Source organism: Xanthobacter autotrophicus, from assembly GCF_029991245.1.
Lineage (GTDB): Bacteria > Pseudomonadota > Alphaproteobacteria > Rhizobiales > Xanthobacteraceae > Xanthobacter > Xanthobacter autotrophicus_C.
In genome coordinates this window covers 1-23827 of record NZ_JAIVFO010000068.1, presented here as the reverse complement: position 1 = coordinate 23827, position 23827 = coordinate 1, and the positions used below count along the sequence as shown (strand labels likewise).

The following is a 23827-nucleotide window of genomic DNA, read 5'->3' as shown; positions in this document are numbered from 1 at the left end:
GTCTTGCGGGCGGCGGAACGGGCGGCGGGGGGCAGGGTGGGGTCGGTGCTCTCGATGGGCGGGCAGTCCTCGACGATGAGGTCGAGGTCCCATTCCTTGGCGTAATGATCGCGGAAGGCATACATCTCCGCGAACTTGCGGTGGGTATCCACGTGCATGGCCGGGAACGGCAGGCGGCCGAAGAAGGCCTTCCGCGCCAGGTGGATCATCACGTTGGAATCCTTGCCCAGCGACCACAGGATGGCGATCTTGCGCAGCTGGGCGAAGGCCTCGCGGAAGATGAAGATGCTCTGCGCTTCCAGCGCATCGAGACGCGTCATGACGTCATTCCTTCGTGGCACCGCTGAAGGCGCCGGTCTGCCCCGGTCCGCGCCTGCCCGCTGAAGCGGGACACGCCGGCCCGGCGCCAATCCAAACCAGAACCGCCCCTCCCCGTCCGCCTTGACCACGCCCGGGCCGGGCGCCACAGACGGCGGGCGACTTTTAAATTCTACCAAACTGGTAGATTTTACATTGACGAGAGGCGGTTATTTTCATATTGCGCATTTTTGATCGGTAATTTAGCTTAAGACACACGTCAACTGGATTATTTAGCGCTCTCCCGTTGTGAGTTGGGAAATCGGGCGCGCGGAGCGGCTTTTCATGACCTCCCCCTTGCAGCGCAAGCTCAAGATCCACGGCCCCACGGTGGTGACCGCCAATCGCCTCGCGGACGGCGTTTCGGTGTGGCTCACCGCTGCCGGCGGCTGGAGCGAGACCATCGCCGAGGCCGCGGTGGGCACCACCAGCGACGAGGTCCTGCGCCTGCTCGACATCGCCCACGCGGACGAGAACACCGCGGTGGGCGCCTATTCGGCCAGTGCGACGCTGGCGGCCGACGGCACGCCGCAACCGGCCAATTTGCGCGAGCGCATCCGCGTTTCTGGCCCCACCATTTCCCTGCCCGGCGCCGCCTGAGATCCCTTAAGGGTCCCCGACGCCCAAGCGAGTAGGCCTCATGTACGTCTATGACGAGTTCGATCGCACCTTCCTTGAGGAGCGCGTCGCCGAGTTCCGCGACCAGGTGGCGCGCCGCCTGTCCGGTGAGCTGAACGAGGAGGAGTTCAAGCCGCTCCGCCTCATGAACGGCGTGTACCTGCAGCTCCACGCCTACATGCTGCGGGTGTGCATTCCCTACGGCACCCTCTCGTCGCAGCAGCTGCGCGCGCTCGGCGCCGTGGCCCGCAAGTACGACCGCGGCTACGGCCATTTCACCACGCGGCAGAACATCCAGTTCAACTGGATCAAGCTCAACGAGCTGCCGGACGCCATGGCGGACCTTGCCAAGGTGGGCATCCACGGCCTCCAGACCTCCGGCAACTGCATCCGCAACACCACCACCGACCCGTGGGCCGGCGCGGCGGCGGACGAGGTGGAGGACCCGCGCCTCTATGCGGAGGTGATCCGCCAGTGGTCCACCCTGCACCCGGAATTCACCTACCTGCCGCGCAAGTTCAAGATCGCCATCACGGCGGCCAGGCACGATCGCGCCGCCATCCGCGTGCACGACATCGGCCTGCGCCTCCACAAGCGCGACGGCGAGACCGGCTTCGAGGTGATGGTGGGCGGCGGGCTCGGCCGCTCACCCTTCATCGGCAAGACCATCAAGGACTTCCTGCCGAAGGAGCACCTGCTCTCCTATCTGGAGGCGGTGCTGCGCACCTATAATCTGGGCGGCCGGCGCGACAACATCTACAAGGCGCGCATCAAGATCCAGGTGCACGAGATGGGCGCCGAGGCCTTCGCGCAGAAGGTGGAGGCCGAATGGGCCGAGATCCGCGACGGCGCGCTCAAGCTCGACGAAGCCGCCCTCGACGCCATCCGCGACCGCTTCCAGATCCCGGACCTGGAGACGCTGGACGACCAGCCCGCGGAGCTGGCCCGCGCGCTCGCCACCGACGCCGCCTTCGCCCGCTGGCACGCCAATTCCGTGGCCCCGCACAAGACCAAGGGCCACGCCATCGTCACGCTCTCGCTGAAGCCCGTGGGCGCCCCGCCCGGCGACGCCACGGCGGACCAGATGGACGCCATCGCCGACCTCGCCGACCGGTATGCCTATGGCGAGATCCGCGTCGCCCACGAGCAGAACCTCACCTTCCCCTACGTGCGGCAGAAGGATCTGCCGGCGCTGTGGGCGAAGCTGAAGGAGATCGGCGTCGCCACCCCGAACGTGGGCCTCATCACCGACATCATCTCCTGCCCCGGCCTCGACTATTGCGCGCTGGCCAATACCCGCTCCATCCCCATCGCGCAGAAGCTCACCGAGCGCTTCGCCGACGAGGCGCGCATCGCCGACATCGGCCGGCTGCATGTGAATATTTCCGGCTGCATCAATGCCTGCGGCCACCACCATGTGGGCCACATCGGCATTCTGGGCGTGGAGAAGAAGGACGAGGAGTTCTTCCAGATCACGCTGGGCGGCAAGGGCAATTCCAAGGCCCGCATCGGCGAGCTGATCGGCCCCGCCGTTGCGGAAAGCGAGATCGTGGACGTGGTGGAAAGCCTCGTCGATACCTATCTCAATCTGCGCACCTCCCCCGCCGAGACCTTCGTCGCGGCGGTGGAGCGCCTGGGAATCGAGCCTTTCAAGGAGCGTGCCTATGCCCCTCGTTAAGACCGGGGCGCCCGCCGCCGACCTCTTCGTCGCCGTCGCCGACGGCGAGCCGCTGCCCGACGGGCCGGTGATCGTCTCGGCCGCGCGGCTGCTGGCCGACGGGCCGGCCGTCATCGCCCGCAACGGCGAGATCGGCGTCGCCTGGCCCAACGACAAGGATGTGGCCGAGCTTCAGCCTTTCCTGTCGCGGCTGTCGCTGATCAGCCTCGCCTTCCCCAAGTTCCGGGACGGGCGCGCCTACAGCCAGGCCCGGCTGCTGCGCGAGCGCTACGGCTACAAGGGTGAGCTGCGCGCCGTGGGCAACGTGCTGCGCGACCAGGTGCTGATGATGGTCCGCGCCGGCTTCGACGCCTTTGCCCTGGAGAAGGCGGCGGACGTGGAGGCCTTCGGCAAGGCGGTCGCCACCTATTCGGTCTTCTACCAGCCCACGGGCGACCAGCGCCCCACCGTGCGCGACGCCCGCACGGCGTCGGCGGCCACAGGGGGATAGGTCCCATGACAGCCAGCCCCAGCGCCAGCCTCTCTCCCCCACCGTTCGACCAGCCTGCGCCAGGCGCCCCCTTGGGTGCAGGATCCGGCTTCGACGTGGCGGCGCTCGATGAAAAGCTCAGGTCGGCCGCGCCGCTGGAGGTCATCGCGGCGGGGCTCGCCGCCTTTCCGGGCCGCATCGCCGCCGTGTCGTCCTTCGGGACGGAATCGGCGGTGCTGCTGCACATGATCGCGCAGGTGGACACGGCGACGCCGGTGCTCTTCCTCGATACCGGCCACCTGTTCGAGGAGACGCTGGCCTATCGCGACACCCTCATCGCGCGCCTCGGGCTGACGCAGGTCCTCACCTTCTCCCCGGACCCGGTGGCGCTCGCCGCGCGCGATCCCGAGAAGGCCCTGTGGGCGGATGATCCGGATGCCTGCTGCGGCCTGCGCAAGGTGGAGCCGCTGGCCCGGGCGCTCGGCCCCTATGCGGCCTGGATCAACGGCCGCAAGCGCTACCAGGCGTCGACCCGCGCCGACATTCCCTTCGTGGAAGAGGACGGCGCGCGGGTGAAGTTCAACCCGCTGGCGGCGCTCGGTCGCGACGACCTCCTCGCCTACATGGATGCCCACGCCCTGCCGCGGCACCCCATGGAGAAGTTCGGCTTTCCCTCCATCGGCTGCATGCCCTGCACCTCACGGGTGAAGCCGGGGGAGGACCCGCGCGCCGGCCGCTGGCGCGGAAAATCCAAGACCGAATGCGGTATCCATGTTGGCGATGGGAAATAATTTAATTCCATCGAATTTGTGATAAAAGGTGTTGACCCTTCGCGAGGCCAGTGCCATCGTTTGTTTTATCGAACAAACGATCCATTTGACGGATAAACTTCGCTGGAGGTTCCCATGTCGTCTCGCCGCTCGTTCTTGCGCAGATCCCTCGGCGCCGTGGCGGCGCTGACCCTTTCGGCCGGCGCGGCCGTCGCCGCCGACACCACGCTGCTCAACGTGTCCTACGACCCCACCCGCGAGCTGTATGTGGAAGTGAACAAGGCCTTCTCGGCCGAATGGCTGAAGGCCCATCCCGGCGACACGCTGAAGATCAACCAGTCCCATGGCGGCTCGGGCAAGCAGGCGCGCTCGGTCATCGACGGGCTCGAGGCAGACGTGGTGACGCTGGCCCTCGCCTACGACATCGACGCCATCGCCGAGCGCGGCCAGCTGGCCGCCGACTGGCAGAAGCGCCTGCCGGACAATGCGGCGCCCTACACCTCCACCATCGTGTTCCTGGTGCGCAAGGGCAATCCCAAGGGCATCAAGGACTGGGACGACCTGGTGAAGCCCGGCATCAAGATCGTCACGCCCAATCCGAAGACCTCCGGCGGCGCCCGCTGGAACTATCTCGCCGCCTGGGGCTATTCGCTCAAGAAGAGCGGCGGCGACGAGGCCAAGGCCAAGGAGTTCGTGAAGGCGCTGTTCAAGAATGCCCCGGTGCTCGACACCGGCGCCCGCGGCTCCACCGTCACCTTCGTGGAGCGCGGCATCGGCGACGTGCTGATCGCCTGGGAGAACGAGGCCTATCTCTCGGTCAACGAGCTGGGTCCCGACAAGTTCGATATTATCACCCCCTCCCTGTCCATCCTGGCCGAGCCGCCGGTGGCGGTGGTGGACAAGGTGGTGGACAAGAAGGGCACCCGCGCCACCGCCGAGGCCTATCTGAAGTTCCTGTACACGCCCCAGGGCCAGGAAATCGCCGCCAAGCACTATTACCGTCCCCGCAACGAGACGGTGGCGGCCAGGTTCAAGGACAAGTTCGCCCCGGTGGAGCTGTTCACCATCGACCAGGTGTTCGGCGGCTGGCAGAAGGCGCAGAAGACCCACTTCGCCGACGGCGGCGTGTTCGACCAGATCACCGGCAACTGAGCCTTCATCACCGCGGCCGTCGCCCCTCCCGGCGGCGGCCGTTGCCCCGGGAACCGAGACGCGATCTCTGCCAGAGCCTATAATTCCTCATGAGCGCCTCTCCGTCCCGCATCGCCTTCCGGCAGCAGAGCGTCATCCCCGGCTTCGGCCTCACCATGGGGCTGACGCTGACCTGGCTTGGCCTCATCGTTCTGCTGCCCCTGTCGGCCCTGTTCATCAAGACCAGCGAACTCACCCTCGATCGCTTCATCGCCATCATCACCGCCGCGCGCACCCTGCATGCGTTGCAGGTGTCGTTCGGGCTGGCGCTGGTGGCGGCGCTGGTGAACGTGGTGTTCGGCGCCATCGTGGTGTGGGTGCTGGTGCGCTACGACTTCCCCTTCAAGAAGGTGGCGGACGCGCTCATCGACATCCCCTTCGCCCTGCCCACCGCCGTGGCGGGCATCGCGCTCACCGCGCTCTATGCCGAGAACGGATGGATCGGCTCCCTGCTGGCGCCGCTCGGGATCCAGGTGTCGTTCACGCCGCTCGGCATCGTGGTGGCCCTGGTCTTCATCGGCCTGCCGTTCGTGGTGCGCACCGTGCAGCCCGTGCTGGCAGACCTCGACCAGGAACTGGAGGAGGCCGCCGCCAGCCTCGGCGCGACCCGTGTCCAGACGCTCGTCAAGGTGGTGCTGCCGTCCATCTGGCCGGCGCTGCTCACGGGCTTCGCCCTCGCCTTCGCCCGGGCGGTGGGCGAATACGGCTCCGTCATCTTCATCGCCGGCAACCTGCCGGGCGTGTCGGAGATCGCGCCGCTCCTCATCGTGATCCGGCTGGAGGAGTTCCGCTATGCGGACGCCACCGCCATCGCCACCGTGATGCTGGTGGCCTCCTTCCTGCTCCTGCTCATCATCAACCGCCTGCAGCGCTGGGCGGAGCTGCGGGGGGGACGCAACGCATGAGCGCGCTCGACCACCCCGCCCAGACCACGATCCACGGTGCCAGCGAGGGCCTGCCCCCGGCGCTGGCGCAATCCCACACCTATGCCCATCACGGCGGACGGCCGGTGCGCACCGAACCGCGCGCCGTGCGCATCGCCCTCATCCTGGTGGCGCTGGCCTTTCTCGGGCTATTCATCGGCCTGCCCCTGGTGAGCGTGTTCTACGAGGCGCTCCGGCGCGGCTGGGCGGCCTATGTGGCGGCCATCATCGAGCCCGACGCCCTCGCCGCCATCCGCCTCACCCTGATCGTGGCGGCGATCTCGGTGACGGCGAACCTGCTGTTCGGGCTGGTGGCCTCCTGGGCCATCGCCAAGTTCGAGTTTCCGGGCAAGAGCCTGCTCATCACCCTCATCGACCTGCCCTTCTCCGTCTCCCCGGTGGTGGCCGGCCTCATCTACGTGCTGCTGTTCGGCTCCCAGGGCCTGTTCGCCGCCTATCTTCAGGCGTGGGACATCAAGATCATCTTCGCCCTGCCGGGCATCGTGCTCGCCACCATCTTCGTCACCTTCCCGTTCGTGGCGCGCGAGCTGATCCCGCTGATGCAGGAGCAGGGCACCTCGGAGGAAGAGGCGGCCATCTCGCTCGGGGCGTCGGGCCTGTCCACCTTCTTCCGCGTCACCCTGCCCAATGTGAAATGGGCGCTGCTTTATGGCGTACTGCTGTGCAACGCCCGCGCCATGGGCGAATTCGGCGCGGTCTCGGTGGTGTCCGGCCATGTGCGCGGCCTCACCAACACCATGCCGCTGCATATCGAGATCCTTTATAACGAGTACCAGTTCGTTGCCTCCTTCGCGGTGGCGTCGCTGCTGGCGCTGCTGGCGCTGGTGACGCTCATCGCCAAGACCGTCCTGGAACACCGCCTCGCCGAGGAAGACAGATGACCATCGACGTGGTTGGCGTCACCAAGCGCTTCAAGACCTTCACCGCCCTCGACCATGTGAACCTCACCATCCATTCGGGCGAGCTGGTGGCCCTGCTCGGCCCCTCCGGCTCCGGCAAGACCACGCTGCTGCGCATCATCGCCGGGCTCGAATGGCCCGATACGGGCGAGGTGCGCTTCGACGGCGAGGACGCGCTGACGCGTTCCGTGCGCGAGCGCAACGTGGGCTTCGTGTTCCAGCATTATGCCCTGTTCCGGCACATGAACGTGTTCGAGAACGTGGCCTTCGGCCTGCGCGTGCGCCGCGGCGCCGACAAGCTGCCGGAAGCCGCCATCCGCGAGAAGGTCAACGAGCTGCTCTCCCTGGTGCAGATCGACTGGCTGGCCGAGCGCTATCCCGCCCAGCTGTCCGGCGGCCAGCGCCAGCGCGTGGCGCTGGCCCGCGCGCTGGCCATCTCGCCGCGCGTGCTGCTGCTGGATGAGCCCTTCGGTGCCCTCGACGCCAAGGTGCGCAAGGAGCTGCGGCGTTGGCTGCGCCACCTGCACGAGGAACTGCCGGTCACGTCCGTTCTGGTCACCCACGACCAGGAGGAGGCGCTGGAACTTGCCGATCGGGTGGTGGTGATGGGCCACGGCAGGATCGAGCAGGTGGGCTCCCCCGCCGAGGTCTATGACAATCCCGCCACCGCCTTCGTGCACGACTTCATCGGCGAGACCATCGCCCTGCCCGGCGAGGTGCGCGGCGGCGCGCTCTATTTCGGCAGCCACGCGCTGGGCCTCGACCCGCAGGGCGTGGCCGACGGGCCGGCGCGCATCCTTGCCCGCCCCCATGACGTGGACCTCGCCGATCCGGGCACCACGCCCTTCGCCGGCAAGGTGCTGGCCGTGCGCACCTTCGGCCCCACCCGCCGTGCGGATGTGGAGCTGACCAGCACCGGCGGACCCGTGGTGGTGGAAGCGGCGGTGCCCCACGGCCAGACGCTGGAGCCGGGCACAAAGGTGGGCCTGCTGCCCCGCCGCTACAAGGTGTTCCCGCAGCCGGCGCGCTGAGGCGGGGCCGGAGCCGCGCGACGATTTTTCGCCATGGGCGTATGGTGAGAATGCCTCAGGCCATCCGTCCCGGAGGCCTGAAGGGAGAAAGCCCGTGCCCCCGTTCGTCATCGTCGCGCTGGGTGCCCTCGGCGCCGCCGCTCTGGTCAAGGTGATTGCCGCCGAGACGCGTCGAATCAACGCGGCGCTCGATCGCCACCGCGCGTCCGACACGGGTGAGATGAAGACCGTGCCGCTGGAGCGCGATCCCGTCACCGGCGACTACCGGCCCAAGCAAGGCTGAAGCCCAAAAACGGAAAGGCCCAAGCCAGGCTGAACAAGCCAAGCGGAACAAGCCAGGCGGAACAAGACGCCTTGAGCGAGCCCGCCGCCGGGCGACGGTGAAGACCGCGCCCGTTGGCATCAGGCCCTCACGGCGCCTGAGCGATACCTTCTCGACATAGGTCGAACACCGGGGCCGTTGAAATCAATCGCGGGCGGGCGCGCAGGCTGCCGCCGGCCGGCAACCGGGTGCAGCGGCGCCCAGGCCTGGAGCGTCGGCGGCGCGGCGCGCGGCCCGGCTCTTCTCGTGCTCGCGATGCACCGCATAAAGCCCCGCGCCCACCACCAGCACCATGCCCACCGTGGTCCAGGCATCCGGCAGGTCGCCGAAGACGAAATAGCCCGACACCAGCGCCCCGAACACCAGCAGGTAGCGCAGGGGCGAGACCGAGGCCACCGGTGCGTTGCGGAAGGCGAAGACGAGGCACAGGGTGCCGCCGGCAAACGCCACGCCCGAGGCGACGATATAGGCCATGACCGTCACCGACGGCAGCTTCCAGCTCTCCCAGGCCATGAACACCGCAGCGGTGGCGCACAGCACCAGCGTGCCGGAAAAGCCCACCACGGTGCCCGGAATCTCCCGGCCGATGCCGCGGGTCGACACGTCCCGGATCGCACCGAAGAGGGCGGCGAGCAACGGCAGGATGGCGATGGCCTCGAAGGTGGAGGGGTCCGGCCGGGTCACGATCACCGCGCCGCAGAAGCCGACCACGATGGCGCACCAGCTGCGCCAACCGACCTTCTCGCCCAGCATGGGCACCGCCAGCGCCGTGGTGATGAGCGGCGTCGCCATATAGATCGTCGTGGACGACGCGATGGCCATCACCGACAGCGCCGCCACATAGACGAAGGTGGTCAGCGTATCGAGCATGGAGCGCGTCACCACCCGGGGGTGGAAGGCATAGCGCAGGGCCGGCAGATCCCCGGCCCGCACGATCAGCACGAACAGCACGATGCCGGCCAGGAACGAGCGCAGGCCCAGCGCCTCCCCGAGCGGGATCTCGCGGATGGAGAGCTTGAGGAAGGTATCGTTGGTGACGAAGAGCGCCATGGACAGGGCCATGGCGACCAGCCCCTTCACCGTGGCCGACATGGCGCCGGAAGAGGGCACCGCCGGCTTGGCCGATTGAGGAAGGCGGCTCATGCCGTGCACTCCGCCGGACAGCCGGCGAAGGAGAAGACGGACAGTGCGGCAATGACGCTGTCACCGACGCGCAGGCGCACGGCGGCCCGGGGCAGGCTCACGATCGACCTCTTGGGGTTTGCTCCCACGGCGCGAACGTCCTGTCCGCACCTCATCGATTAGGTGAACCAGATGTAGCTGATTTCAGGTAAACTCGGCCGTGCGGAATCCCGATGGCTCCCGCACGAGCCCTTCGCGCGCCGCATGCCGCCGCCACCTCATCGCCGCATTTCACGCTCGCGCCGACGCCGGACGTTAGCGGGAAACCTCCCGGTTCGGCTCGAAGACGGCGCGGTGGCAGCGGGCGCGCATCAGCCGCCGGTGGTGCTCATGTGCCGGCTGACCGCCGGCTGGCGGGTGCGGCGGTCGATGACGAAATCGTGGCCCTTGGGCTTGCGGAAGATCGCCTCGTCGATGGCCCGCTGCAGCAGGCCGTCGTCCTTCGAGGCCCGCAGCGGCGCGCGCAGGTCCGCCGCATCGTCCTGGCCGAGGCACATGTAGAGCGTGCCGGTGCAGGTGACCCGCACCCGGTTGCAGCCCTCGCAGAAATTGTGGGTCATGGGGGTGATGAAGCCGAGGCGCCCACCGGTCTCCTTCACCTCCACGTAGCGGGCCGGCCCGCCGGTGCGATAATCAATATCGGTGAGGGTGAAGCGCTCTTGAAGCCGCGCGCGCACGTCGGAGAGCGGCAGATACTGGTCCACCCGCTCCTCGCCGACCTCGCCCAGCGGCATCACCTCGATGAGGGAGAGGTCGTGCCCCTCCCCGTGCGCCCATTCCATCATGGACGCGATCTCGTGCTCGTTCACGTCCTTGAGCGCGACCGCGTTGATCTTCACCTTGAGCCCGGCCGCGCTGGCAGCCTTCACGCCCTCCAGCACCTTGGACAATTCGCCCCAGCGGGTGATGGCGCGGAACTTTGCCACGTCCAAAGTGTCGATGGACACATTGATGCGCTTGACCCCGCAGGCGGCGAGGTCCGCCGCGTGGCGGGCGAGCTGGGAGCCGTTGGTGGTCAGCGTCAGCTCTTCCAGCTGTCCGGTCTCCATGTGGCGGGACAGGCTGCGGAACAGGGTCATCACATCCCGGCGCACCAAAGGCTCGCCGCCGGTGAGGCGTAGCTTCCTCACCCCGCGCTGCACGAAGGCGCTGCACAGGCGGTCCAGCTCTTCCAGGCTGAGCAGGTCCTGCTTGGGCAGGAAGGTCATGTGCTCGGCCATGCAATAGACGCAGCGGAAATCGCAGCGGTCGGTCACGGAGACGCGCAGGTAGGTGACCGCGCGGCCGAACGTATCCACCAGCGGACCGGCCTGAGCCGCCGCCACGCTTGGCCTGTCGATCAGATCCCACGGCACATCACTCACGAGACCACTCCCACATCCACCCTGCGCCGCTTCTCCCGCCGGCTTCCTGCCGATCTCGAAGGCCCGCCGTTGCCAACCCGCGATGTTTCCAAAGGGGCTGCGGCAGTGCGCGGACTTCGACGCACGCTCTATATATCGTATGCAAGCAACCCATGGATAGGGTCGGGGCCGGTACACATTCCGGTGTGGCAGCGCCCGAACGTGCGATTGGAGAATGAAATGCCCACAGCGACTGCCCCCGCCGCGGCATGGCCCACCGAGCTGCGCGTGGTGAACGAGCGGCACGCCCTCGCGGTCACCTTCGATGATGGCCGCAGCTTCACCTTGCCGGCGGAATATCTGCGCGTGGAAAGCCCATCCGCCGAGGTGCAGGGCCACAATCCGGACGAGAAGATCCTCGTCGCCGGCAAGCGCAACGTGCGCATCGCCCAGGTGGAGCCGGTGGGCAATTACGCCGTGCGGCTCATCTTCGACGACGGCCACTCCACCGGCCTCTACACCTGGCCGCTGCTCCACGCCTACGGGGTCGAGCAGGAGGAGAAATTCGGCGCCTATCTCAAGGCGCTGGAGGATAACGGCCTGTCGCGCGGGTAAACCCGGTGAGACAAGGGGCGGCGGGAAAAGGGGGCCATTGGCCCCCCTGCCCTCACTTCACCCGTTCGAGGACGGAGACGTAGTTGGCCACGGCGGCGCCGCCCATGTTGAAAATGCCGGCCATCTTCGCGTCCACGATCTGCATGTCGCCGGCCTCGCCCATGAGCTGCATGGCGCAGAGCACGTGCATGGACACGCCGGTGGCGCCGATGGGATGGCCCTTGGACTTGAGGCCACCCGAGGCGTTCACCGGCAGCTTGCCGGTCTTCTCGGTGATGCCTTCGCGCACCACCTTGTAGCCTTCGCCGGGCTTGGCGAGGCCCATGGCCTCATATTCGATCAGCTCGGCGATGGTGAAGCAGTCATGGGTCTCCACCAGGTCGAGGTCATCGAGGCTGATGCCGCCCTGCTCCAGCGCCTTCACCCAGGCGCGCCGGGCGCCCTCGAAGGCGATGGGATCGCGCCGCGACAAGGGCAGGATATCGTTGGCGTGGGCGCGGGCGCGGAAGGCGACGGCGCGCTGCAGGGTCTGCGCCACGTCGGGCGAGGCGATCACCAGCGCCGCGGCGCCGTCCGACACCAGCGAGCAGTCGGTGCGCCGCAGCGGCCCGGCCACATAGGGGTTCTTCTCGGAAATGGTGTTGCAGAACTCGAAGCCGAAATCCTTGCGCATCTGGGCGTAGGGATTGGAAACACCGTTCTTGTGGTTCTTGGCGGCGATGCGCGCCAGCTCCTCGGAGCGGTCGCCGTAGCGCTGGAAATAGGCCTGCGCGATGCGCCCGAACACCCCGGCGAAGCCGCCGTCGATGTCCGCCTCTTCCTTGCGGTAGGAGGCGTTCAGCAGGATGTCGCCCACCTCGGCGGTGGGCTTGGCGGTCATCTTCTCCGCGCCCACCACGAGGGCGATGCGGCCCTGCCCGCTCTCGATATAGTTGAGCGCCGAATGGATCGCGGCCGATCCGGTGGCGCAGGCATTCTCCACCCGCACCGCCGGGGTGTGGGCCAGCTCCGGCACGCTCAAAGCCGGCATGGCGCCCTGGAAATCCTGCTTCTGGAAGCCGGCGTTGAACACGCCCACATGGATGGAATCCACATCCGAGGGGGCAAGGCCCGCATGCTCGATGGCGGCGCCGGCGACCCGGCCCATCAGCGCCTCGGTGTCGGCATCCTCGAGCTTGCCGAAGGGCGAATGGGCCCAGCCCACGATGGCGGCCTTGGTCTCCAAATCTCCTGCAGGCATGTCGTTCTCCCGGCGGCGTGACGCCGCATTGGTGTTGGCCAAAGTTGGTCCTGGCTCAGATAGGCGTGCGGCGAGCCTTATGACAGGCCGGCGATGAAGCCGTCCGGCATCACGAAAATCTGTTCGGCGGCAGGGGCCGAGGGCAGGCCCGGCATGGTCATGATGTCGCCCGCCAGCGCCACCACGAAGCCGGCGCCGGCGGACAGGCGCACCTCGCGCACCGGCAGCACATGGCCTTCCGGGGCGTTGCGCGCCGCCGGATCGGCGGAGAAGGAATATTGCGTCTTCGCCATGCACACCGGCAGGTCGCCGAAGCCGGCGATCTCGAACTCGTGCAGCTTGCGGGCGGCGGCGGGGGCGATGTCCACCCGGGCGGCGCGGTAGATCTCGCGGGCGATGGTCTCGATCTTCCGGGTGAGCGGCAACTGATCGGGATAGAGGGTGCGGAAGGTGGAGGGGCGGCCCACCAGTTCCAGCACCTCGCGGGCCAGGTCTTCCGCCCCGGCCCCGCCCCTGGCCCAGTGGCCGCAGACATGGACGGCCACGCCGAGCGGCGCCAAAGCAGCGCGCACGGCCTCGGTCTCCTCCCGCGTGTCGGAGGTGAAATGGTTCAGCGCCACCACCACCGGCAGGCCGAACTTCTCCAGATTTTCCACGTGGCGCTTGAGGTTGGCGCAGCCGCGCGTGACCGCATGCACGTCCGGCGTGCCCAGTTCCTTGAGCGAGACGCCGCCGTGCATCTTCAGCGCCCGCACGGTCGCCACCACCACGGCGGCGGAGGGGGCAAGGCCCGCCTGCCGGCACTTGATGTCGAGGAACTTCTCCGCCCCCAGATCGGCGCCGAAGCCGGCCTCGGTCACCACCACGTCGGCGAGGCCGAGCGCCGTCTTGGTGGCCATCACCGAATTGCAGCCATGGGCGATGTTGGCGAACGGGCCGCCATGGACGAAGGCGGGAGTGCCCTCCATGGTCTGCACCAGGTTCGGCTGGAAGGCGTCGCGCAGCAGCGCCACCATGGCGCCGACGCCGCCCAGTTCCTCCGCGCGCACCAGCCGGCGCCCGCGGGTCTGGCCGACGACCATGCAGGACAGCCGCTCCTCCAGGTCCGCAAGATCGGCGGCGAGGCACAGGATGGCCATGATCTCGCTGGCCACCGTGATGTCGAAGCCGTCCTCGCGGGGGAAGCCGTTGCCCGGACCGCCGAGGCCCACCGTGACGTGGCGCAGCGCCCGGTCGTTGAGGTCCATCACCCGCCGCCAGCTGATGCGCCGGGCGTCGAGGTCGAGGCCGTTGCCCCAGTGGATGTGATTGTCGATCAGCGCCGACAGCAGGTTATGCGCGGCGGTGATGGCGTGGAGGTCGCCGGTGAAATGCAGGTTGATGTCCTGCATGGGGATGATCTGCGCCCGTCCGCCGCCGGTGGCGCCGCCCTTGGCGCCGAACACCGGGCCGAGGGAGGGTTCGCGCAGGCATACGGCGGCCCTGGTGCCGAGCCGTGCCAATGCGTCGCCGAGGCCGATGGTTGTGGTGGTCTTGCCCTCCCCCGCCGGGGTCGGGTTGATGGCGGTGACGAGCACCAGATGCCCGCGCGGCCGCGTCTCGATCCCGGCGATGAAGTCGAGCGCCACCTTGGCCTTGTAGGGCCCGTAGCGGTAGAGCGCGTCCGCCGGGATCCCCAGGGCGTCCGCCACCTCGGCGATGGGCCGGGGCGTCACGCTGGCGGCGATGGCGGCGTCGGAGGAGGGATCGAGCGGGCGGGCGGTTCTCTCGTGCATGCATCAGTCCCCGGGCGGCGGCGACCCTATCGGGTCCCGCCGCGCGAGGAAAGCACGGGCGCGGCAAAAATGCTTTGCCCGAACCTGAGGGTCAGGACGGCCGCGGCCACGGCGGCCGCGACGCCGCGCCCGTCCGCCTCAGCCGCCCTTCTGGGTGTCCTCGGCCTTGCGCACGGGGGCCGGCTGGTCCACCGCGTCGAGGCCCTTGTCGATCTTCTGAACGATCTTGGTCATGTCGTCCGGCTCGGGCTTCAGGTCGCGGGCGTGGGCCCACTGGAAGCCGGCCTCCAGCTTGCGACCCACCTTCCAGTAGGCGTCGCCGAGATGGTCGTTGATGACCGGATCCTGGGGCATCAGTTCGATGGCGCGCTCCAGTTCCACCACCGCCTCGTCGTAGCGGCCGAGCCGGTAATAGGCCCAGCCCAGGCTGTCCACGATGGGGCCGTCGTCGGGCCGCAGCTTCGCCGCCTTGCGGATCATCTCGACACCCTGGTCGAGGTTGATGCCCTGGTCCACCCAGCTGTAGCCCAGATAATTGAGCACATGGGGCTGGTCCGGGTTCAGCTCCAGCGCCTTCTTCAGGTCGGCTTCGGCCGCCGGCCAGTTCTTCGAGCGCTCATTGCAGATGCCGCGGAAATAGAACAGCGCCCAATTGCCCTTCTTCGGCTCGGGAATGAGCGCGATGGCCTTGGAATAGGTGGCAGCGCAGTCGGAGAACATCTTGCGCGCCTGCTGGATCTTGCCCAGCGCGACGATGGCCTCGATGTCCTTGGGATCGGCGGCGATCATCTTGTCCAGATGGGCGCGCGCATCGTTGAACTTGTCGGCGGCGTCGAGATTGACCGCGAGCTGGACCTCGGCGTTGCGCTTCAGCGGCGAGGTGTCGGGCACGCTCTCGTAGACCTCGATGGCCTTGGCCGGCTGCTTCAGCTGCTCGTAGAGATCGGCCAGGGTCAGGCTGGCGAAGGGGTGCTCGGGATAGAGCCAGATGGCGAGCTGGAGATAGACAAGGGCGAGATCCTCGCCGCCCTGCCGGCCCACGGTGGAGCCGAGGCCGTAGAGCACCTCGGAGGAGCCCTCCTGCGCGGTCTTGACCAGCGGCGGCAGGGTCTTGCCCGCCTTCAGCTCCTTGATGGCGGCCAGCACCACCGGATGGTTCGGCAGCTGCCTGTCGAAGCTGGCATAGGCGGCCAGCGCCGCATCGATGCTCTCGTTGCGCGAGGCCCAGCGGGCATAGGCATCAATGGCGCGCAGCGAGCCGGGATCGATCTTCATCGCCTGCTCAAGGCGCTTGCCCGCCTCCTTCTTCTGCCCGGCGGCATCGAGCATGAGGCCGGCATGCAGCTCCTTCAGGGGCACGTACCAGTCGGGGCCTTCCAGGCGGTCGATCAGTTCCACCGCGCCCTTGGTGTTGCCGGAGCCGTAGAAGGTCCAGGCGGCCAGCAGCGTGGCCGTGAGATCGCCGATGGGGCCGCGCACGGAGAGGGCGAGGTTGGTGCGGGCGGTCTGGTAATGGGCCTTCTTGATGGCGCGCACGGACAGCGCGAGGCGGGCGATGCGGTGGGTGCGGTCCGCCTTCACCATCCGGTCGGCCAGCTTCATGGCGTCGTCGATTTCGCCGTCCATGAGCATGGCGAAGAAGGTGCGCTCGACGATCTCGTCATTGCGCGCATCGAGCTTCATCAGGTTGCGCAGGTAGGTCACCGCCGCATCCGAATCACGCTCGGAACTGGCGAGCCGCGCGGCGAGATAATTGCCGGCCAGCGAGGTGTCGACATCGGGAACCGCTTCGGCGCGGGCCGGGCTCGCCGCGAGATGGAGCACCGCAGCAAAGCCGGCCGCGAGGGCCACGGAGAAGAAGGGGCGTGCAGTCGTCACCGATCGTATGTCCTGAAAATGCCGTCCCTGCCGGTTGAGCGCCAGAGATACTGGTGAAGGATCCAAGCGGGGCGAGATGGCGGGAGGATGGCGGCTTTCCTGTGACACCGCAAGTTACGTGCGCGTAATGCCACGGGGTCGGCACCCCAGGGTGGTGGTGCGGTGCGGAAAATCCGCCCGCACGCAGGCGTGACGGTCCCACCCGATCTGGTATAAGCCCGGCCCATGGAACTGATGCGCGCGCGCGCCCCGGCGAAGATCAACCTGACGTTGCGCATCGAAGGCCGGCGCACCGACGGTTTTCACGATCTCGCGAGCTTGGTGGCCTTTGCCGGTGCCGGCGATCTCGTCTTCCTTCATCCCGACCGCCCGTTGGCGCTGGACGTGTCCGGCCCCACCGCCGCCGCCGCCGGCCCGGACGACGACAATCTGGTGCTGCGCGCCGCCCGTGCCTTTGCGGAACGGGTGCCCGGCGCGCGACTCGGCCGCTTCGTGCTGGAAAAGCGGCTGCCGGTGGCGGCAGGCCTGGGCGGCGGCTCGTCCGATGCTGCGGCGGCGCTGCGGCTGCTGGCCGGCCTCAACGGCCTGGCGCCCGAGGATCCGCGCCTGTTTGCCGCCGCCCGCGCCACCGGATCCGACGTGCCGGTGTGCCTTGATCCGCGGGCGCGGCTGATGCGCGGCGTCGGCGACCGTCTCTCCGCCCCGCTGGCCCTGCCGGCCTTGTCGGCGGTGCTGGTGAATTGCCGCGTCGCCGTGCCCACCGCCGGCGTGTTCCGGGCGCTGGGCCTTCAGCCGGGCGCCGCTCTGCCCGGCCCCACACATCCGGACGGCCTGCCGGACGCGACGATGGGGAATGCGGTCGCCCTGCGGACATTTCTCGCCGGCCTGCCCAATGATCTGGAGCCGCCGGCCCTGGCACTGGCGCCGGAGATCGGCCGGGCCATGGACCTGCTCGCCGCCGCCCCCGAGGCGCGGCTGGTTCGCATGTCCGGCTCCGGCGCCACGGTGTTCGCCCTCACCGACAATTGCCGCGCCGCCGCCGCGCTGGCACGGCGCGTGCTTGCGCAGGAGCCCGGCTGGTGGGTGAAGCCCACCGTTTTGCGATAGGGCTGAACGCCACCATGACGCTGCCCGCCTTCCTGCTCGCCGCCCTTGGGGAAATCGCCGGCTGCTTCGCCGTCTGGCATGTGGTGCGCCTCGGCGGCTCGCCCTGGTGGCTGCTGGCGGGCATCGCCAGCCTTGCCGCCTTCGCCTATGCCCTCACCTTCGTGGAGGCGGAAGCCGCCGGCCGGGCGTTCGCGGCCTATGGCGGCATCTATATCCTGTCGTCGCTGGTCTGGATGTGGACGGTGGAGGGCGTGCGCCCCGACCGCTGGGACGCCACCGGCGCGGTTCTGTGCCTCGCCGGGGCGGCGGTCATCGTCTTCGGCCCGCGCGGCTGAGCCTTCAGGATGGCCCGCGAGCTTGACTCGTGGGCCATTGTTCAAGCCCGCGCGGCACTTGAGCGTACCCACTTGGCATCGGTCGGAGACCGAGGCCGATGGTATGAGGTCACGCGGGCCCCTGCCCTTTCGGCGCGGCCTTCTCGCGGGCGAGCAGACGCTGGTAGACCCAGCCCATGGCCACCAGCACCACGCCGAGGCCGATGAAGGAGACCGCGCGCAACACGCCCTCCAGGTCCGCCATATCGGAGAGGAACACCTTCAGCACGGTTGCCACCATCACCGCCGCCGAGGCGAGGCGCAGGGTACGCGATCCCCGCCACAGGCCGATGCCGAGCAGCACCATGCCGGACACCAGCCACGCCGCCGAATAGGCGTACCACTCGCCCGAGCTGATCTGGTCGGGATCGAGCACGTCGCCCTGGAACAGGCGGCTCACTTCAAAGGTGATGTAGGCCAGCGCCAGCACGATGGCGAGGCCGCCCGCCGCGAGTTTGACCCGGGCGCGTGCCTCCGGCTGCACCCCGGCGAAGACCAGCGCCAGCGCCGCCGGCAGCGCGAAGGCGACGAGCAGGTCGTTGAAGACGATCCCGCCGATGCTCTCTCCCGTCATGAACGGGTTGTTCTCCCCGAGGCCGTTGAGGGCGCACAGCGCCGCGACGGCGGCAACGAGGTCGGAAAACAGCCGGTAGAAGCCGCGCCCGGTGATGGTGGCGAGGCGCGACAGGCCCACCGCATAGGCGCCGTAGATGGTGGCGAGCAGCCCGGTCTCGAACAGGCGGGTGCCGCTGGCATAGATGTCGCCGCCATGGGCGAGGTGGCGCACCTCGGTCGCCGCCAGCATCACCGCGAACAGCAGCGCCAGGCTCTCATGCACCCGGCGGCTCCAGTCGTCGCCGGATTTGGCGAGCAGGAAGGCGGCGCCGGCAAAGGCGAAGGCCGGCACCCCATAGCCCCACAGCAGCCAGTTGAAGATGGGGGTCGCGCCGGGGTCCACGGCGATGGTGGGCAGCCAGATGATGCGCCCCAGCACCACCAAAGCGAGGCCGGCAGAGAAGGCGCGCAGCCCCGGCAGCGGCCGCAGGGTGGAGATCCACGCCACGCCCAGCGCCGCCAGCGCAAGGCCCACCGTGAGCCAGCCCTTCTCCAGCGCGAAGGTGAGCGCCAGCGCCAGCGTAACCACCGCCCCGGCGGCGAAGATGGTGCCGCCATACGCTCGGACGGCCCGCGACAGCCGCTCGGCGGCGAGGGTGAACAGGAAGGCGAGGGCCAGCGCCAGCGCCGCGAACGGCATGCTGCGGTCCAGCTCCGTGAGGCGCGCATAGGCGGCGATCAGCATCAGCACCGGGCCAAGCGTGCCCGTCACCGCCCAGCCGACGAGGACCAGGAACCGCCCGCCGTGCCACGCGCCGGCAAGGCCCGCCCCCAGCATCAGCGCACCCATGCCGAAGGCATAGACCATGAAATGGCCCAGCGAGAGCCGGACCGGCTCGGGCAGCGCGCCGGCCATGGGGCCGGCCGGCGCCAGCGCCGTGCCCGGTTCCGGCGGGAACACCCATTGGGTGAGGATGGCGGGGGCCAGCACCGCCACCGCCAGCGTGGCCAAGGTCATGGGCTTCACCCGCCACGCCAGCGCCACCACGCCCACGGCGGCAATGACGAAGACCGAGAGCGGCAACCCGCCCAATTGCCCATCCACCGCCGCCACGGCGGTGACGAACAGGGCGCCCACGGCCCCGAGGATGGAGATCGGCTCCGGCCGTGGGCCGGTATCAGGCCCCCAGAACAGGCCCGGCGCCAGCAGCAAAGCCGTCAACGCCAGCAGCACCAGCCCCAGCGCGCCCGAGGCGCTCACCGCCTGCGGCACGCCGAACACCACCAGGGTGAGGCCCCATGCCACCACGCCGATGATGGCGACGAAGGCCAGCCACGCCCAGCGCCGCACCCGCGCCACGCCCAGAGCGCTGGCGGCCACCGCGGCGATGAGCAGGGCCACGCCCCAGGCATTGGGCTCCTTCGAGGTGATGAGGAAGGGCGTCACCGCCGCGCCGATGAAGCCCAGCGCCGCCAGCGCCGGGCCGTGCAGCAAGGCGGCGAGCAGGGTGGCGACGCCGGTGGCGGCCAGCAGCAGGAAGGCGGCCTGCGGCGGAATGAGGTGATACAGCTCATAGGCGGCATAGACGCTGCCGAAGGCGGTCATGGTGCCGGCGGCGGTAAGCACGCTCGGCACATCGGGCACGCGCCCCAAACCCGCGAATGGACCGGCGGAAAGATTGGCCACCGGCTCGGCCGGCTCCTCCCTGCGGGCGCGGCGGCGCAGCACTTCGCCACCGGCGAGCAGCGCGACCGCCAGCAGCAGCCCCAGCCCCACCCGCATGGCCGGGCCGATCAAATCCTGCTCCACGGCGAAGCGCACGAGGAAAACCCCGCCCAGCGCCAAGGCGAGGCCGCCCACCCACACCGCCCAGCGCGCGCCCACCTTCTCCTCGAACCCGGCAAAGCGCTCCTTGAGCTGGCCGGCGTCAAAACCCGGACGCGGCAGGACCGGAGGCTCGTCGTCCTTGGGCGGCAATGGCGCCGACAGCGACGGCGGTCGCGTCACGTCCTGCACAGCCGGAGGCAGGGCGGGTTGAGGCGGCCGGGGCGCGAAGGGCGCAAGGGTGATCGGGCCTGAGGGTATCGGGGCGGCGGGGGGCGGCGCCTCGGCGACGAACCCGAAGGCCTGCGCCTCCAGCGCGGCGACCCTGGCCTCCAGCACCCGGATGCGGCCCCGGTGCTTGAGGACGAGAACGAAGGCGACCAGCGACATCACCGGGAAGGCGAGAACCACCAGAATGAGAAGCGCCCACTCGTCCATCGCATGCACCCGCCTGCTGCCACGCCGGCCGCCGGCCGGCTCCCCCAAGGGAAACGCGCACGCGCCCACCTTAAGGCATCGGGGTGTAGCGCAGCGCCCGGCGCAACGCTAGCTGAGCCGCGTTAAGTGCTCAATTTAAAACGGATTCTCGCGTTTCGCGCAGTGGTAACATGGACACGCCGGCGGACGGTGGCCCCCGGCGCTGTCCGTCTCGTCTCACCCCTCGCGGAAGCGGTTGGTGATGGGATAGCGGCGGTCGCGGCCGAAGTTGCGGCCGGTCACCTTCACCCCCGGCGCCGCCTGCCGGCGCTTGTATTCGGCGATGTTGAGCAGCCGCTCCACCCGCGTCACCGTGGCGGCGTCGAAGCCGTCGGCGATGATCTGGGCCACCGAATGCTCGCGCTCCACCAGGCGTTCGAGGATGGCGTCCAGCACCGCATAGGGCGGCAGCGAATCCTCGTCCTTCTGGTTCTCGCGCAGCTCGGCGGTGGGCGGCTTGTCGATGAGGCTGTCGGGGATGACGATGCCGTCCGGCCCCAGCGCATCCGCCGGCTTCCAGCGGTTGCGCAGGCGCGACAGGCGGGTCACCTGGGTCTTGTAGAGGTCCTTGATGGGATTGTAGCCGCCGTTCATGTCGCCATAGAGGGTGGCGTAGCCGGTGGACATCTCGGACTTGTTGCCGGTGGTCACCACCATGGCGCCGAACTTGTTGGACACCGACATGAGCAGCGCGCCGCGCACGCGGGACTGGAGGTTTTCCTCGGTCACGTCGCGCTGGGTGCCCTCGAACAGGGGCGCGAGCGCGGATTCCATGCCCTCCACCCCGGCGGCGATGGGCACGATGTCGTAGCGCACGCCCAGGGCCTGCGCCACGGCGGCCGCATCCGACAGGCTGTCGCCGGAGGTGTAGCGATAGGGCAGCATGATGCAGTGGACGCGCTCCGGCCCCAGGGCATCCACCGCCATGGCGGCACAGATGGCGCTGTCGATGCCGCCCGACAGGCCCAGCACCACGCCGGGGAAGCGGTTCTTGTTCACATAGTCGCGCAGGCCCACCACGCAGGCGGCATAGTCCGCCTGGTCGCCCTCGATGCGGTCGGCGAGGTTGGCGCCGAGGCACTTCCAGCCGTTCTCGAAGCGCTGCCACTTGGAGATGCGCACCCGCTCCATGAAGCCGGGAAACTGCAGGGCCAGGAAGCGGTCGGAATTGAGGGCGAAGGAGGCGCCGTCGAACACCAGTTCGTCCTGCCCGCCCACCTGGTTCACATAGAGCAGCGGCAGGCTGCTTTCCACCACGCGGGCCACCGCCACGTTCTCGCGCTCGGCATAGACGCTCTGGCGATAGGGCGAGCCGTTGGGCACGATGAGCAGTTCCGCGCCGGTCTCGGCAAGGCATTCCACCACATCGGAGCCCCAGATGTCCTCGCAGACCGGCACGCCCAGGCGCACCCCCTTGAACGGGATCGGCCCCGGCAGCGGGCCGGGGGTGAACACGCGCTTCTCGTCGAACACGCCGTAATTGGGCAGGTCCACCTTGTGGCGGACCGCGGAGATGCCGCCGTTTTCCAGCAGCAGCACCGAATTGTAGAGCTTGCCCTCCTCCACCCACGGCGCGCCCATGAGCATGGCCGGGCCGTCCGCGGTCTCGGCGGCCAGCGTCTCGATGGCGGCGCGGCAGGCCTGCTGGAACGCCGGCTTCAGCACCAGGTCCTCGGGCGGATAGCCGGCGATGAACAGCTCGGGGAAGACCACAAGGTCCGCCCCCGCCTCGCCGGCGCCGGCGCAGGTGCGGCGGGCGAGGTCCAGGTTGCCGGCCACGTCGCCCACGGTGGGGTTGAGCTGCGCGACAGCGATGAAGAGCGTGTCGACGGGAGCGTCGGATGCGGAGCCGGTCTCGCGGCTGGTCTCGATAATCGTCATGAAATCGGATTTAACCCCAGCTGCGAAAGGGGGAAAGGGCAAGAAAAGGGCAGGCGCAAAATCTGCCTCATCCGGCGCCAGTACGACCGTCCGGACGGCGTTTTTCGTCGATCACAAACCGAGCCGCGACCACAAGGCGCGCTCCTCCACCGCCGCCATGGCGCCGTCCGCCGCCTGTGCGGCGAGGGTGCCGGCCAAAGCACCAGAAAAGCCACCAGAAAAGCCACCTGGCCGGCGCGGGATCAGGCCGGAGGAGGATTGCACCAGCGGCATCCGCACATCCTCGCCATAGCGCGCCTTCAGGATGGAGCGCACGTCCCCCAGCCCGTCCACGAGGCCGAGGCCCGCAGCCTGGGTGCCGAGCCAGAATTCACCGGAGAACAGGGTCTCGTCGTCGGCCGGCAGCGCGTCGCCGCGCCGCGAGCGCACGAGGTCCACGAACACGGTGTGGAGTTCCTTGAGCAGCACGTCGAGCCGTTCCACGTCCTCCGGCCGGGTGGGACGGAACGGGTCGAGGGTGACCTTGCGCTTGCCGGCGGTGAAGACGCGCCGCTCGACGCCCAGCTTCTCGATGGCCTTGTCGAAGCCGAAGCCCGCCGTCACCACGCCGATGGAGCCGACGATGGAGCAGGGATCGGCGAAGATCTCGTCCGCCGCGCAGGCGATCATGTAGCCGCCGGAGGCCGCCGCATCCTCCACGAAGGCGAAGACGTGCTTCTCCTTCTCCTCCGCCAGCGCGCGGATGCGCCGGAAGATCAGGTGCGACTGCACCGGCGAGCCGCCCGGCGAATTGATGAGCAGCGCCACCGCCGGCGCCGATGTCATGGCGAAGGCCTTGTCCAGCGCCTGCGCCGTGCCGGCCAGCGACAGGCTGCGCGCGAACGGCGTCGTCGCCATGCCGATGGCGCCGGAGAGCCGCACCACCGGCACCACCGGCAGGTCCCGGCGCCACTTCTTGGGGAGGATGCCGCTGACGCGGCGCGAAAGGGAGGAGAGGAAGCTGTCGGCCATGGGTTCAGATGTAGGGGGCGCAGGTGACGCACTCAAGGCAGGTGACGCACGCGAGGCGGTGACGCACACGAGGCGGAGGGAGCAAGCGCCGTCAGGTTGGCCGTGTCTTAGTTTGAAAAGGGCCATCGGCGAACCCTGCCCTTTCCCCCCGCGCCGGATGGCTCCCTCTCCCGCGTGCGGGGGAGGGCTGGGGAGGGGGCAGAGGCGGCAGGGAAGACCACCGGCGGCAGGAATGCGGAGAGCGCCTGCCCCCCCCCGCAAGCGGGAGAGGGTTCCTACTGTTCC

General features: G+C 68.8%; 21 protein-coding genes. 12 read left to right on the top strand and 9 right to left on the bottom strand.

The window, feature by feature from the left end:
- On the bottom strand, window positions 1-320 hold a 320-nt coding region (locus K9U41_RS12955; protein ID WP_282641252.1), incomplete at its 3' end, for a phosphoadenosine phosphosulfate reductase family protein.
- Between the two features lie 322 nt (window positions 321-642).
- Between K9U41_RS12955 and K9U41_RS12950 the strand changes: the two genes are divergently transcribed.
- From K9U41_RS12950 to K9U41_RS12910, 9 genes are all read left to right on the top strand, one after another.
- Window positions 643-957, top strand: coding sequence for a DUF2849 domain-containing protein (locus tag K9U41_RS12950; RefSeq protein ID WP_282641251.1), 315 nt, complete (start codon window positions 643-645; stop codon window positions 955-957).
- A 40-nt stretch (window positions 958-997) separates the two neighbouring features.
- Complete coding sequence (locus K9U41_RS12945) at window positions 998-2653, top strand: nitrite/sulfite reductase (RefSeq protein WP_282641250.1); 1656 nt, start codon at window positions 998-1000, stop codon at window positions 2651-2653.
- Window positions 2640-3143 carry a DUF934 domain-containing protein gene (locus K9U41_RS12940; protein ID WP_282641249.1) on the top strand — a complete coding sequence of 168 codons (504 nt, stop codon included), beginning with the start codon at window positions 2640-2642 and terminating at the stop codon, window positions 3141-3143. Before K9U41_RS12945 ends, K9U41_RS12940 begins: the two co-directional genes overlap by 14 nt.
- A 5-nt stretch (window positions 3144-3148) precedes the next feature.
- Window positions 3149-3913, top strand: a complete 765-nt coding sequence (locus K9U41_RS12935) for a phosphoadenylyl-sulfate reductase (RefSeq protein ID WP_282641248.1) — start codon at window positions 3149-3151, stop codon at window positions 3911-3913.
- Between the two features lie 114 nt (window positions 3914-4027).
- A complete protein-coding gene (locus K9U41_RS12930) occupies window positions 4028-5044 on the top strand; it encodes a sulfate ABC transporter substrate-binding protein (protein WP_282641247.1) in 1017 nt (338 codons plus the stop codon).
- A gap of 89 nt (window positions 5045-5133) precedes the next feature.
- A complete protein-coding gene (gene cysT / locus K9U41_RS12925; RefSeq protein WP_282641246.1) occupies window positions 5134-5988 on the top strand; it encodes a sulfate ABC transporter permease subunit CysT in 855 nt (284 codons plus the stop codon).
- Window positions 5985-6908, top strand: a complete 924-nt coding sequence (gene cysW / locus K9U41_RS12920; protein ID WP_282641245.1) for a sulfate ABC transporter permease subunit CysW — start codon at window positions 5985-5987, stop codon at window positions 6906-6908. Before cysT ends, cysW begins: the two co-directional genes overlap by 4 nt.
- Window positions 6905-7957: a sulfate/molybdate ABC transporter ATP-binding protein gene (locus K9U41_RS12915; RefSeq protein WP_282641244.1), complete on the top strand. Its 1053-nt coding sequence runs from the start codon at window positions 6905-6907 to the stop codon at window positions 7955-7957. The genes cysW and K9U41_RS12915 overlap by 4 nt, the downstream gene beginning before the upstream one ends.
- Window positions 7958-8051: 94 nt before the next feature.
- Window positions 8052-8240: a hypothetical protein gene (locus tag K9U41_RS12910; RefSeq protein ID WP_282641243.1), complete on the top strand. Its 189-nt coding sequence runs from the start codon at window positions 8052-8054 to the stop codon at window positions 8238-8240.
- Between the two features lie 183 nt (window positions 8241-8423).
- On the opposite strand, the gene K9U41_RS12905 is transcribed toward K9U41_RS12910, so the two are convergent.
- Together K9U41_RS12905 and moaA are read right to left on the bottom strand one after the other, a co-directional pair.
- Window positions 8424-9422, bottom strand: a complete 999-nt coding sequence (locus tag K9U41_RS12905) for a DMT family transporter (RefSeq protein ID WP_282641242.1) — start codon at window positions 9420-9422, stop codon at window positions 8424-8426.
- 350 nt (window positions 9423-9772) lie between these two features.
- Window positions 9773-10825, bottom strand: a complete 1053-nt coding sequence (gene moaA, locus K9U41_RS12900) for a GTP 3',8-cyclase MoaA (RefSeq protein WP_282641241.1) — start codon at window positions 10823-10825, stop codon at window positions 9773-9775.
- Between the two features lie 219 nt (window positions 10826-11044).
- Between moaA and K9U41_RS12895 the strand changes: the two genes are divergently transcribed.
- Entirely contained in the window at window positions 11045-11419 is a 375-nt protein-coding gene (locus K9U41_RS12895; protein WP_282641240.1) for a DUF971 domain-containing protein, read from the top strand.
- A gap of 52 nt (window positions 11420-11471) precedes the next feature.
- On the opposite strand, the gene K9U41_RS12890 is transcribed toward K9U41_RS12895, so the two are convergent.
- The 3 genes from K9U41_RS12890 to K9U41_RS12880 all read right to left on the bottom strand — a co-directional run bounded on the left by K9U41_RS12890 (window position 11472) and on the right by K9U41_RS12880 (window position 16312).
- On the bottom strand, window positions 11472-12659 hold the full coding sequence (locus K9U41_RS12890; protein WP_282641239.1) for an acetyl-CoA acetyltransferase: 1188 nt from the start codon (window positions 12657-12659) through the stop codon (window positions 11472-11474).
- Between the two features lie 77 nt (window positions 12660-12736).
- The gene (locus tag K9U41_RS12885; protein ID WP_282641238.1) at window positions 12737-14434 is read right to left on the bottom strand and encodes a formate--tetrahydrofolate ligase; all 1698 of its coding nucleotides are present in this window, start codon (window positions 14432-14434) and stop codon (window positions 12737-12739) included.
- Window positions 14435-14572: 138 nt separating this feature from the next.
- Window positions 14573-16312: a tetratricopeptide repeat protein gene (locus K9U41_RS12880; RefSeq protein ID WP_282641237.1), complete on the bottom strand. Its 1740-nt coding sequence runs from the start codon at window positions 16310-16312 to the stop codon at window positions 14573-14575.
- Window positions 16313-16537: 225 nt separating this feature from the next.
- On the opposite strand from K9U41_RS12880, the gene K9U41_RS12875 reads away from it, so the two are divergent.
- Window positions 16538-17419, top strand: a complete 882-nt coding sequence (locus K9U41_RS12875; protein WP_282641236.1) for a 4-(cytidine 5'-diphospho)-2-C-methyl-D-erythritol kinase — start codon at window positions 16538-16540, stop codon at window positions 17417-17419.
- 14 nt (window positions 17420-17433) lie between these two features.
- On the top strand, window positions 17434-17754 hold the full coding sequence (locus K9U41_RS12870; RefSeq protein WP_282641253.1) for a YnfA family protein: 321 nt from the start codon (window positions 17434-17436) through the stop codon (window positions 17752-17754).
- Window positions 17755-17863: 109 nt separating this feature from the next.
- Here K9U41_RS12870 and K9U41_RS12865 read toward each other — a convergent pair whose 3' ends face one another.
- From K9U41_RS12865 to K9U41_RS12855, 3 genes are all read right to left on the bottom strand, one after another.
- Window positions 17864-20611 carry a DUF2339 domain-containing protein gene (locus K9U41_RS12865; RefSeq protein WP_282641235.1) on the bottom strand — a complete coding sequence of 916 codons (2748 nt, stop codon included), beginning with the start codon at window positions 20609-20611 and terminating at the stop codon, window positions 17864-17866.
- A 216-nt stretch (window positions 20612-20827) separates the two neighbouring features.
- Window positions 20828-22531, bottom strand: coding sequence for an NAD+ synthase (locus K9U41_RS12860; protein ID WP_282641233.1), 1704 nt, complete (start codon window positions 22529-22531; stop codon window positions 20828-20830).
- A gap of 111 nt (window positions 22532-22642) precedes the next feature.
- A complete protein-coding gene (locus K9U41_RS12855) occupies window positions 22643-23542 on the bottom strand; it encodes a S49 family peptidase (RefSeq protein WP_282641232.1) in 900 nt (299 codons plus the stop codon).
- Between the last annotated feature and the right edge of the window lie 285 nt (window positions 23543-23827).